The sequence below is a fragment of the Methylibium sp. genome (genome assembly GCF_035762065.1).
Classification (GTDB): Bacteria; Pseudomonadota; Gammaproteobacteria; order Burkholderiales; family Burkholderiaceae_C; genus Methylibium.
This window is the reverse complement of record NZ_DASTPW010000041.1, coordinates 1-13,338: the sequence shown is the minus strand read 5'-3', so window position 1 is coordinate 13,338 and position 13,338 is coordinate 1. Positions and strand designations below refer to the sequence as shown.

General features: G+C 72.2%; 4 protein-coding genes. All 4 read left to right on the top strand.

Annotated features, from left to right (window positions below; all coding sequences use genetic code 11):
• The coding region (locus tag VFR90_RS11300) for a ShlB/FhaC/HecB family hemolysin secretion/activation protein (RefSeq protein WP_326406236.1) at positions 1-1,631 on the top strand (1,631 nt) is incomplete at its 5' end.
• A gap of 10 nt (positions 1,632-1,641) precedes the next feature.
• Entirely contained in the window at positions 1,642-9,936 is an 8,295-nt protein-coding gene (locus VFR90_RS11295) for a two-partner secretion domain-containing protein (protein WP_326406235.1), read from the top strand.
• Positions 9,937-10,003: 67 nt separating this feature from the next.
• Positions 10,004-10,324, top strand: coding sequence for a hypothetical protein (locus tag VFR90_RS11290; protein WP_326406234.1), 321 nt, complete (start codon positions 10,004-10,006; stop codon positions 10,322-10,324).
• The coding region (locus VFR90_RS11285) for a DUF637 domain-containing protein (protein WP_326406233.1) at positions 10,321-13,338 on the top strand (3,018 nt) is incomplete at its 3' end. The genes VFR90_RS11290 and VFR90_RS11285, both read left to right, overlap by 4 nt.

Sequence of the window (13,338 nt, the reverse complement as noted above, 5' to 3'; positions counted from 1 at the left end):
CCCCCCCCCGCGACCGGGCCCTGCGCGAACAGCTCGAACGCCGGCCGGACGTGCGCCTCCCACGCCCGCGCCGCGCCGACGCGCCGGCCGTGGCCCCGCCCGACGAGCGACCCTGCTTCCCGATCCACCGCATCGAGCTGCGCACGCCCGACGGCGCCGCGGCCGGGCGCTTCGCCTTCGCGCTCGACGCGCTGCCCGACGGCCCCTGGCGCGACCCCGCCGTCGAGCCGCCCTGCCTCGGCGTGCGCGGCGTCAACGCGGCGGTGCAGCGGCTGCAGCACGCGATCGTCGAACGCGGCCTCGTCACCACCCGCGTGCTCGCCGAGCCGCAAGACCTGAGCGCCGGCACGCTCGCGCTGACGGTCGTGCCGGGCCTCGTGCGCGCGGTGCGCATCGAAGCTGCCGAAGGCGAGGCCGCCGCCGACGCGGCGCGCGCGACCGTCTGGAACGCGCTGCCAACCGGCCCCGGCCGCCTGCTCGACCTGCGCGACCTCGAGCAGGGCCTCGAGAACTGGAAGCGCGTGCCGACCGCCGACGCCGCGATCCGCATCGCCCCCGGCGACGCGCCCGGCGAAAGCGACTTGCTCGTGCAATGGCGGCAGCCGCGCGCGTTTCGCGCGAGCGTCGGCCTCGACGACGCCGGCAGCCGCGCCACCGGACGGCAGCAGGCCAGCGTCACCTTCTCCGGCGACCACTGGGCGCGGCTGAACGACCTGTTCTACGCGAGCATCTCGCGCGGTCTGGGCGGTGACGGCCGCCGAGGCGGCCGCGGCAGCGACAGCCAGGCGCTGCATTACTCGCTGCCCTGGGGCTACGCGCTGCTCGCCTTCGACGCCTCGGCCGCCCGCTACCGCCAGACGGTCGCCGGCGCGACGCAGGACTACGTCTATGCCGGCAGCAGCCGCAACGCAGGCGCGAAGCTGTCCTGGCTCGTGCATCGCGACGCGAGCAGCAAGAGCAGCGTCTTCGTTCGCGGCTGGACGCGCAGCTCGAACAACAGCATCGACGACACCGAAGTCGAGGTCCAGCGCCGCCGCACGGCCGGCTGGGAGGCCGGCGTGACGCAGCGTCGCTACCTCGGCGACGCGACCCTCGAAGCCGCGCTCGCGCACCGCCGCGGCACCGGCGCCTTCGGCGCGCTGCCCGCGCCCGAGGAAGCCTTCGGCGAAGGCAGCTCGCGGCCACGCATCACGACCGCGGACGCGCAGTTCGACCAGCCCTTCACGCTGGGCGACCAGCGCCTGCGCTACCGAGGCGCGCTGCGCGCGCAGTGGCACCACACGCCGCTGGTGCCGCAGGACCGCTTCTCGATCGGCAACCGCTACACCGTGCGCGGCTTCGACGGCGAGACGACGCTCGCCGCCGAACGCGGCTGGTTCGTGCGCAACGAACTCGGCTGGGCCTTCGCGGACCTCGGCCTCGAGACGTATGCCGGCCTCGATCACGGCCGCGTTGGCGGCGCCTCCGCGGCGAACCTGCCCGGCACGCAACTGACCGGCGCGGTGCTGGGCCTGCGTGGCAGCGCCTGGCGCACCAGCGCCGACCTCTTCGTCGGCGCACCGATCCGCAAGCCCGACGGCTTTCGCACCGCCGGCGCCACCGCCGGCTTCAACCTCCAGTGGTCCTACTGAGCAAGCCGCGATGAACGCTCACCTGCATCGCCTCGTCTTCAACGCCGCGCGCGGCGTTTTCATGGCCGTCGCGGAGACGGCTTCGGCACGCTGTCGGTCCCCGAGCAGCCGTGCGCGATGCGCAGCGTTCGTCGCGATCCTCGCGCTGCTGTTCGCCGGCACCGCCGACGCGCAGATCGTCGCCGACCCGGCCGCCCCGGCGGCGCAACGCCCGACGGTGCTCAACGCCGCCAACGGCGTGCCGCTGGTGAACATCCAGACGCCCAGCGCCGCCGGCGTCTCGCGCAACACCTACCGGCAGTTCGACGTCGATGCGCGCGGCGCCATCCTCAACAACGCGCGCACCGACGCCGCCACCCAGCTCGGCGGCATGGTGCAAGGCAACCCCTGGCTCGCCACCGGCAGCGCGCGCGTCATCCTCAACGAGGTCCACAGCGCGAACCCCAGCCAGCTGCGCGGCTTCGTCGAAGTGGCCGGCGCGCGCGCCCAGGTCGTCATCGCCAACCCGGCCGGCATCAGCTGCGACGGCTGCGGCTTCGTCAACGCCAGCCGCGCGACGCTGACCACCGGCGCGCCGGTGTTCAACGCCGGCGACCTGGAGGCCTACCTCGTGCGCGGCGGCACGGTGCGCATCGACGGCGCCGGCCTCGACGCCACCCGCACCGACTACACCGACGTGATCGCGCGCGCGGTCGAGGTCAACGCCGGCCTGTGGGCCAACCAGCTGCGCGTGAGCACCGGCGCGAACCAGGTCGATGCCGCGCACACGAACGCCGCGCCGATCACCGGCGCCGGCCCCGCGCCCGCCTTCGCGCTCGACGTGAGCCGGCTCGGCGGGATGTACGCCGGGCGCATCGTGCTCGTCGGCACCGAAGCCGGCGTCGGCGTGCGCAACGCCGGCACGCTGGCCGCGAGCGGCGAGCTGACGCTCAGCGCCGACGGCCGGCTCGACCACAGCGGCCGGATCGGCGCGACGAGCGTCGCCGTCGACGCGCGCGCCGGCATCGCCGCCTCGGGCGTGGTGCGCGCCGAGGTCGATGCGCGGCTTGCGACTGGCGGCACGCTCGCGGTGGACGGCATCGTCACGACGGGCCGTGACCTCGGCTTCGATGCCGCGCGCATCGAGGCGGGCGCCGCGAGCACGCTGGCCGCCGGCGTGCTCGGCGACGGCCGGCTCGCCGCCGCCGGCACGCTGAGCGCGCAGGCCACGCAGTCGCTGGCCGCGCACGGGCGCAACCTCGGCGTGAGCGCGGTGAACCTGCGCGCACCCGACCTCGACCTCGGCGGCGCCGTCACGAGCGGGAGCGACGTGACGCTCGCCACCACCGGCGTGCTCGCGCACGCCGGCGCCGTCACCGACGCCGCGCGCACGCTCGACGTGGCCGCGCTCACGCTGAACAACCCCGGCGGCCAGCTCGTCTCGCGCGGCGAGCTCGCGCTGCGCGCCACCACGGCCGTGAACAACGAAGCCGGCCTGATCAGCGCCGCCGGCGCTCTGCGCCTCGACGCGAGCAGCCTGCGCAACGCCCGCGGCCAGGTCGCGAGCGACGGCGACGCCGCGTTGCGGGCCGGCTCGATCGACAACGCGGCAGGCCACATCCTCGCGCGCGGCGCGCTCGCCGCTGAGGCCGGCATGCTCGACAACCGCGCCGGCGCCATCGGCGCCGAAGGCGATTTGCGCTTGCAGGCGGGCCGCCTCGTCAACACCGGCGGCACGCTCGCGAGCGAAGCCGGCGCCACGCTCGTGGCCGACGCGATCGAGAACGCCGAAGGCCGCATCGCGGCGAACGCGCTGGCGATCACGACGACGGGCCTTGCCGGCGCCGGCCGCCTTGCCGCTGTCGGCGACCTGCGCCTGAGCGTGGGCAGCGACTGGGCCCAGGCCGGCACGCTCGAAGCCGGCCGCGACGCCCGCATCGACGTCGCCGGCACGCTGACGAACACCGGCACGCTCGTCGCCGGCCGCGACGCGCGGCTCACCGTCGGCGGCGCCTTCGTTCATGCCGGCACGCTGCAGGTTGGCGGCGATTCGCGCATCGACGCGAACGGCACGCTCGCCAACCGCGGGGTCGTGCGGGCGCAAGGCCGCCTCGATGTGCGCGCCGGCGCACTCGACAACGCCGCCGGCGCCGACATCGCCGCCGCGAGCACGAACCTCGCGGTCGGTGCCGCGCTCACGAACCGCGGCGTGATCGACGGCGCGGACGTGCTGATCCAGGCCGGCGAGCTGCGCAACCTCGGCACCGGCCGCCTCTACGGCGACCGGCTCGCGATCGGCGCGGACTCGCTCGTCAACGACGCCGAAGGCGCCAGCGCCGCCGTCATCGCCGCGCGCGAGCGGCTGGATGTCGGCGTCGTGGGCACGCTGCTCAACCGCGAGCAGGCGCTCGTCTTCAGCGGCGGCGACATGAGCATCGGCGGCGCGCTCGACACCGGCGGGCGGGCCGGCGGCAGCGCTGCGTCGATCGTCAACCGAAGCGCGACGATCGAATCGCTCGGCTCGATGCGGCTGGCCGCCGGCTCGATCCTCAACACCAACGACCACTTCGCGATCGAAGTGCGCGAGGTGCGTCGCGAGCAGGTCGACGAGTACGCGATCACCGGCCAGCTCCAGCGCTACCCGGCCGCGGCCGTCACCGTCACGCCCACCGCCACCGACGGGCTGGCCCTGCTCACCACGCCCGGCGGCGCCAGCGACGACTTCACGCACTACAGCTACGAGCGCGTGGTCACGGAGCCGATCGTCACCGCCAGCGACCCCAGCCGCATCACCGCCGGCGGCGACATGAGCCTGGCGGCCGACAGCATCGTCAACGACCGCAGTCGCGTCGTCGCCGGCGGCGCCGTCACCGCGGTGGGCGGCTCGATCGACAACCGGGGCGAGCCCGGCATCCGCACCACCACCGAGGTCGGTACCGCGACCCACTACTTCAGGCATCGGCGCCGTGGCGGCGCCTTCGGCAACGACGACGAGCAACGCGCCGCGTTGGCCGACTACGCGCCGCCGCCCGCTCTGGATGGCGACGTCTATGGCCGCGGCACCGTCGAGCCCGGCAGCCGCCCGAGCAGCGGCACGCAGATCGCCCCGCGCGATCGCATCGAAGTCGCGGTGGCCGTCGCCGGCGCCGCACCGGGCGGCGTCATCCGCACCGCGACGCCGGCGCTGGCCGTGCCCGCCAGCGCGCTGTTCATCGTCAATCCCCGCCCCGACGCCCGCTTCCTGATCGAGACCGACCCGCGCTTCACCGACCGCGGCCGATGGCTGGGCAGCGACTTCATGCTCGCCCAGCTCGGCACCGACCCGGCCACCACCATCGCCCGCCTGGGCGACGGCTTCTACGAGCAGCAGCTCGTGCGCGAGCAAGTGGCCGAGCTCACCGGGCGGCGCTTCCTCGCCGACCACACCCGCGACGACGACCAGTACCGCAGCCTGATGAACGCCGGCGTGCGCTTCGGCCAGGCCTGGAACCTGCGCCCCGGCATCGCGCTGACGAACCAGCAGATGGCGCAGCTCACCACCGACATCGTCTGGCTGGTCGAGCGCACGGTGAGCCTGCCCGATGGATCGACCCGCCAGGCGCTGGTGCCGCAGGTCTATGCGCGTGCCCGGGCCGGCGACCTCGACGGCAGCGGCGCGCTGATCTCCGGCGGGCGCTTGAGCCTGCGGCTCGACGGCGAGCTGCGCAACACCGGCGTGCTCGCGGGCCGCGAGATCGTCATCGACACCGGCGCGCTGATGCAAAGCGCGGGGCGCATCACGGGGGAGACGGTGGCGATCCGCACCGAAGAGGACCTGCGGCTCACCGGCGGCGCGATCGAAGCGCAGCGCGCGATGAGCCTGCAGGCCGGCCGGGACCTCGTGCTGAGCACCGCAACGTCCACCGCCACCTCGTCGCAGGGCACGCGCACGAGCGTCAATCGGCCGGCGAGCCTGTACGTCGGCGGCGGCAGCAACGGCGGCACGCTGCTCGCTTCGGCGGCGCGCAATGTGATCCTCGAAGCCGCGAACGTCACCAACGCGAGCCCGAGCGGCGTCACCGCGCTCGCCGCCGGGCGCGACCTGCGCCTGGGCACCGTCACCGAGACGCGCGAGCACACCGTCACCTGGGACGCGAACAACACGCGGCGCGAGGCGGGCACGACTGAGGTCGGCAGCCGCATCGACGCCTCCGGCGACCTGCAGTTGATCGCCGCGCGGGACCTCGCGCTGCGCGCTGCAGGCATTGCGGCGAGCGGGGACGTGACGGCGCGGGCCGGGCGCAACCTCACCATCGGCGCCGGCCAGGCCGTCGATCGCCTCGACGAAGCGCACCAGCACAGCAGCACCGACCTGCTGCGCCGGCGCACGACCACGACGCGCGATCGAGTCGAGCAGACCACTGCGCTTGGCAGCAGCGTGAGCGGCCGCGACGTGACGCTGCAAGCGGGCACCGACGCCGCGCAATTGCAGGCGGAGGTTAAGGAGCCCGGCCGTGCGACGGGTCGTGTGCATCGCAACCCTATCGGCGAGACGCGCGGCGGCGATCTCGTCGTCGAGGGCTCTTCGATTACCGCCGAAGGCGCCGCAACCCTGACCGCACGCGGCGACGTACGCATCTCGGCCGCCGAGCAGGCCACCACCAGCGCCCACGACGAGCAGACGATCAAGCGCGCCACCGGCCCGGCACGCCAAGTCGGTCGTGACCTCAACATGGGCCTGTCGACGTCGAACGCCGGCAGCCCGAACGTGATCGGCGCTGCACTGCTCGGCTCCGGCCTCGCCACCCAGGCCAACGCGCGCACCGAGCGCGAAGCGGTCGGCTCGACCATCAGCGCCGCAGCGCTGGCCGTGCGCTCGGGGCGCGATGTGGCCGTGCAAGGCTCGACGCTGGTGGCCGACGGTGACGTGTCGATCGCGGCGGCCCGCGACCTCACGATCACCTCGACGCAGAACACGGCAGCCGACCGGGGCAGCGCGAGCAGCACACGCCGCGGCTTCGTCGGCCAGGACGGCAACGTCGCGATCGGCGTCGTGCGCAGCGAGGACAGCGGCCGCAGGCAGAGCACGACGCAGGTGCAAAGCCAGGTCGCCAGCCTCGAAGGCAACGTGAGCCTCGAGGCCGGCCAGCGCTACACGCAGCAGGCCAGCTCGGTCCTTGCCGCCGGCGACATCAACATCACCGCGCGCAGCGTCGACATTGCCGCTGGCCTCGACACCGCCAGCTCGACGCAGACGCACGACACGAGCCGCCACACCCGCGGCGGCACCGTCAACGTGCCGATCGTCGAAGCCGTGCGCGCGGCGCGCAACAACCGCGAGGCGGCCAATGCCTCCGGCGACAGCCGCCTGCAGACGCTCGCGGCGATGAACAGCGCGATCCAGATCAGCAACGCCGCGGCCAACATGGTCGCCGGTGGCACAACCTACGGCGCCAGAGTCGGCGTCGCGCTCGGGCAGCGGCAGAGCCACAGCGAGACGACCCAAAGCGGTACCCAAGTCGTCAGCAGCATGGCGATGGCCGGGCGCGATCTGCGCATCACCGCCACCGGCCGCGACGTGACCGTGACCGGTAGCCGCCTCGAGGCTGCGAGCGACGCGAGCCTGCACGCCGATGGCGCGCTCCACCTGCTCGCCGCCACCGGCGCGGCCGAGCAGCGCAGCACCAACGAAAGCTCGGGCGCCAGCGTCGGCGTGAGCTTCGGCTTCGGGGCGCAGAACGGCTTCGCGATCGAACTGGCGGCCAACCGGGCGCGCGGCAACGCCGATGGCAACGACGTGACGCACGCGAACAGCCGCGTCAACGCTGGCAACACGCTGCGCCTGAGCTCGGGTGGCGACACGATGCTGCGCGGCGCGGTGGCTTCGGGCCAGCGCGTCGAGACGGACATCAGCGGCGACCTGCGCATCGAGTCCTTGCAGGACACGACCCGCTTCGATGCGCGCCAGTCGAGCTCCGGCTTCAACATGAGCCTGTGCATCCCGCCGATCTGCTACGGGGCGGTGGTCAGTGGCAGCGTCAGCGTGGCCAATGCGCGGGCGATGGGGGACTTCGCAAGCGTCACTGAGCAGAGCGCAATCCGCGCGGGCGATAGCGGCTTCGATGTGAACGTGCGCGGCGCGACGAGCCTCGTCGGCGGCGCGATCACGAGCACGCAGGCGGCGATCGATGCGGATCGCAACCGCATGAGCACGGCCACGCTCATCACGCAGGACATCGTCAACCGCGATGTGTTCGATGCGCGGGGCGTGAGCGTCAGTGCGGCCTACAGCTCCGGCCAGCCCTCGCCGAACGCCGGCACGCCCAGCCGCGGCGGCGGAGCCAACGTCAGTGGGGCAGGGCTCTACACCACCGACGGCGAGCAGACGAGCACTACCCAATCGGGAATCAGCGCCGGCACGGTGACGATCACGAACGACGCGGCGCAGCGCGTGCTCGCCGGCCGCGGCGCCGAGGCCGCGGTGGCCGCCTTGAACCGCGACGTCGCAACCGGAGACAACGAGGGCCCGACGCTGACGCAGGCTTGGAACGGCAACCAGCTCGTCGGCCGCGCCACGACCGGTGCCAGCGTGACACAGCAGTTCGGGGCGAACGGCGCACGGGCGGTGGCCGAGTACGGCGAGTCGCAACGTCGGCCGATCAACGATGCACGCGAGGCCGATGCGCTGCGAGCCCAGCCCGAGCGCAGCGATGGGGAGCAGCGCCGGCTCGATCAGCTCGAGCAACGCGGCTACACGAGCGAAGGCAGCCGCACGACGCTTGCTGACCCAGCGTTGCGCGAGCAGTACGAGCGCTGGGGCGAAGGTGGCGCAGCGCGGGTTGCTGCGCACGTTGTTGTCGGCGCTCTTGGAGGCGCGACCAGCGGCTACGGCGCGGTGCAGGGCGCAGCTGGAGCCGGCGTGTCCGCGGCAGCGGCACCGCAGCTCGATCAACTGCAAGCCGATGCCTACCGTCAGTTGCGCGAGGCTGGGCTCAGCGAGGCGGCAGCACGCACGATCTCCGCCGCTGCAGGGCTCACGGCAGCCACCACGCTCGGAGCAGCCACCGGCGGTGCGGCCGGCGCGATGACGGCGCTCAACCAAGATGCGAACAACCGGCAGCTGCATCGCGTGGAGACCGAGCGCATCCAGCAACTGGCCCGTGGCGATGCCGAACGCGAGGCTCGCTTGACGGCGGCCGCCTGTGCACTCGTACGTTGCGCCGATGGGGTGCCCACGAACGATCCGGCGTATGCCTATCTGCGCGGCCTGCAAGAAGCTGGTGCCGGCTACATGGCCGAGCAGACCTTGCTGCGCCAACAGACCGGGCAGATCGGTCGCGCTCAGCAGACGCTGTTCGGCTACGACCCCTTGACCGACAGCAGCTTGGACTGGCTCAGTCAGAACCGCGTCGGCACACGCGCCGCTGGAGCGGTGCAGGCCGTCGGAGGTGCGGCCTTGATCGCCGCCGGCAGCGCTGGCTGCACCGGCGGCGTGGGCTGCACCGTGGGCGCCGTTGGCGTGGCAATGGGAGTGGATCACCTGAGCGCCGGCGCGCGTACGGCAGTCAGCGGGCGGGCGACGCTGACACAAGGCGAGCAGGTGCTGCAAAGCCTGGGGCTGAGCCCGCAGGCGGCGGCAGTGACGTACGCGATCGCGGGGATGGGGCCGGCGGCAGTGGAGGCCATCACCCTGACTCGGGCGACGGGTGCGGCCGCGCAAGCCAGCCAGCAGGCGCGGGCAACTTATACGGGCAGTACAACGACGCAGGAAGTCGCTTCGGAGGCCGAGGCGATCCGGCGCATCGCGCAGAGCAACACCACCGCAGCGGCCCGATCGGACCATGCGATCCTCAATGCGAGCGACGAAGCTCTCGCAAGAGACTTGGCCGATCGCGCGCGAATCCAACCCGACACGAGCCGCGATGCGTTCTACACAGCCAACACCAACAGCTCAGTCCTTGCGACCAACCGCTTCGACATGGACCATGTGCTCAGTGGCGAGATCAATGCCTCCGGTAGAGCTACGGGCTATCACGCGGAGTTCGCTGCCGATGGTGCAGCACGGATCACGCCTGGAGCGGCAGTCACGCAGAACGCGAATGGAACGTATCGGGCGCCGGTACAGGTTTGGGATGAGGCGACGCGGCAATGGGTGGATAAAGCTGTGCAGTCCACGTTTTTCCCGCCTTCATGGTCTGAGGCTCGGGTGACGTATGAAGTGACGGAAGCGTTTAGGCAGGGCACGCCCGGGACGAACTTTCAAGCTTGGGCACCGAGCGGACTGCGGATCCAGTTCCGCTGGGATCCGAAGAATCAACGAACTACTTTTTTCCCTACAGGACAGTAATGCGATGCGGACACGACTTTGGTGCCACCCTAGCTATGAGCTAGGCCCAGGCCGCGGCTGCAGCCGCTTGATTGACGTCGTCGACGAAGCGGGCCAACGCATCGATCGCTACGACTTGATGTGTTCGGAAATAGACAACGATGTCGGTCCTGAGGTCCTAGAACTTATCGATCGTGTTGAATCAGGCAAAGACGATCTGATCGATGCCGACGGCAACGGTTGGGTTGCTTACATCACTCGCGACAAGGTCTGGTTCGAGAGTCTGTACAACGACGGCGAAGGCGGAGCCGTAACGCTCTCTCAATACAAGCTCGCAGTCGAGACCTATTTGCGCTTCTTGTCTGATCCCGAGCGCAAGCCAATCGAAGTGGACTTCCCCGAAGCTTGACGTTCAACGCCAGCAGCACGCGAAGAGGCTTCGTTGGCCAGAACGGCAACGTCGCGATCGGCGTGGTGCGCAGCGAAGACACCGGCCTGCGGCAGACGACGACGCAGGTGCAGAGCCAAGTCGCCAGCCTCGAAGGCAATGTGAGCCTGCAAGCCGGTGAGCGCTACACGCAGCAGGCCAGCTCGGTCCTCGCCGCCGGCGACATCGACATCACCGCGCGCAGTGTCGACATCGCCGCCGGCCTCGACACCGCAGCCTCCACTCAGATCCACGACACCAGCCGCACGACCCGCGGCGGCACCGTCAACGTGTCGATCGTCGAAGCCGTGCGCGCGGCGCGCAACAACCGCGAAGCCGCCGACGCCTCCAGCGACAGCCGCCTGCAGACGCTCGCGGCGATGAACAGCGCGGTCCAGATCACCAACGCCGCGGCCAACAAGGCGGCCGGCGGCATGACCTACGGCGCCAGAGTCGGTGTCGCGCTCGGGCAGCGGCAGAGCCACAGCAAGACGACCCAGAGCGGCACCCAGAGCCTGCAGGCCGGGCGCGACTTGGTGCTGAGCACGGGCACCTCGACGGCCACGAACGCGCAAGGCACGCGCACGAGCGTGAACCGGCCGGCGAGCTTGTACGTCGGCGGCGGCGCGAGCAGCAGCAGCGCCGGCACCCTGATCGCCAGTGCCGCGCGCGACCTCGTGCTCGAAGCCGCCGCCGTCACCAACGCGAGCCCGAGCGGCGTCACCGCGCTCGCCGCCGGGCGCGACCTGCGCCTGGGCACCGTCACCGAGACGCGCGAGCACACCGTCACCTGGGATGCGAACAACACGCGGCGCGAGGCGGCCACGACTGAGGTCGGCAGCCGCATCGACGCCTCCGGCGACCTGCAGTTGATCGCCGCGCGCGACCTTGCGTTGCGCGCTGCAGGCATTGCGGCGAGCGGGGACGTGACGGCGCGGGCAAGCGGCAACCTCACCATCGCCGCGGGCGAAGCCACACGCAGCCTCGACGAAGCGCATCGCCGCACCGAACGCGACACGTTGCGCGCCCGTCGCACGACCACCACCACCCGCGACACCGTCGAAGAGAGCACCGCAGCCGCGAGCACCGTGCAGGGCCGCAGCGTCACCGTCGTTGCCGGCAACGACTTGCGCGTGCAAGGCAGCGTCGTGCAAAGCGACACCTCGACCGTGCTGGCCGCCGGCAACAACCTCGCGATCACCTCGGCGCAAACGAGCCGCAGCGCAAGCCACGATCGACAGGAGACGACCACCGGCCTGCTCGTCTCCGCCACGCGCGTCGAGCACCGCGCGCGCGAGAACGCGGCCTCGCAGGACAGCGCCACCACCGAACAGGCCAGCCGCATCACCAGTGGCGGCGACGTGAGCCTGCTCGCCGGCAACCAGGCGCTCGTCCACGCCAGCGAACTGCGCGCCGGGCGCGACCTGGGCGTGCAGGGCGCCGAGGTCATCCTCGAGGGCGGTCTCGATGCGCAGGCCCACGCGCAACAAGCCAGCACCCGCCGCAGCGGCGGCGACGTGAGCCCGCACCGCCCGGGCGAAGGCATCGACTCGCGCGGCCGGCTCGGCCAGGACGAAGCGCAGACCACGCTGGTCGCCACCACGCTCAGCGGCCAGAACATCACCGTGCGTGCGACCGGCAGCGATGGGCACAACGGCCGCATCGCGCTGGCCGGCACGCGGCTGCAACTGACCGGAGCACAGCCCGGCGTGCTGAGCCTCGATGCCGGCACCCAGGGCACGATCGACTTCAACCTGGCCGAGACCACCGACAGCCGCAGCACCAGCCGCGGGCAAAGCGATCTCGCCTACCAGCGCGCCCACGAGCAAGGCCAGCAGGTGCAGACGGCCCGCTACAACGAGATCAACTTGGGCGCAGGCCGGCTCGAGCTCAACGGCCAAGTGAACCTGCAGATCGCTCGAAGCGAAGCGGACGCCCGAACGCTGGAGCGCGCCCCACGGGCGGCGCAGGCTGCCGCAGTGGCGGAGGCCGCAGCCCGCGAAGCCGAAACGCGCGCCGCGACGAGCGAAGCGCGGGCCGCGGCCGACCGCCAAGCCGCGGGCGTGCGCAGCGAAGGCGCGCCGCTTCCAAGCGAGCAGCAAGCCGCGGTGGATCGTCAAGCGGCCACCGACCGGCGTGCACTCGCTACGCAAGCGGCCGACGAGGCCCGCCGAGCCCAAGCTGCTGCGCGCGCAGTACCGACCTTGCAGCACACCGCGCAGACCCTCGCCATGCAACCCGGCCTGGGCTACCTCGCAACGCTCGTCAACGACGCGCGCCTGCAGGACCCCGCCGCGTGGCAGGCGGTGGAGACGGCAACGCGCCAGTGGGACCACAGCAGCCAGGGCCTGACGCCCGCCGGCGCGGTGATCGTCGCGGCGGTCGTAACCTACTTCACCGCGGGTGCGGCCAGCTCGGTGGGCACGGCGATGGTCAACAGCGCAGCAGGCGCCGGCGCTGCAGCCACGACCGCCGGCACCGCAGCCGCCACGGCGGCCGCCGCGGCGATGACGACGCTGGCCAGCCAGGCGGCCATCAGCGTGGTCAACAACCAGGGCAACCTCGCCCGCACGCTCGACGACCTCGGCAGCCGCGAGAACGTGCGCGCGCTCATAGTGAGCATGCTCGGCGCGGGCATCGCCAGCGGCTTGACCGACGCGCTGAACCTGCCGCGCGGACAGCAGCTCGCCGGCGCGAGCTTCGGCACGCAGTTCCAGAGCTACGCGGTGCAGACGCTGAGTGCGGCCGGCGTCAACGCGGTCGTCAACGGCACCAGCTTCGAGACGGCGGCGCGCAACGCGCTCGTCACCGCGCTCGGGCAGACCTTGACGACGCAGATCGGTGACGTCGCGCAGGCCAACGGCTTGCCTTCCGGCGATGTCATCAAGGTGCTCGCGCATGCCGGCGTGCAGTGCGCCGAGGCGCAGCTCACACGACGCGACTGCGCGAGCGCGGCGATTGGCGCGGCGACGGCCGAGCTGCTGGCGCCGCTGACC

What these genes read in the sequence shown, in the direction of transcription:
- VFR90_RS11295 (WP_326406235.1), top strand. Translation starts at nt 1,642, where the DNA reads ATGAACGCTCACCTGCATCGCCTCGTCTTCAACGCCGCGCGCGGCGTT.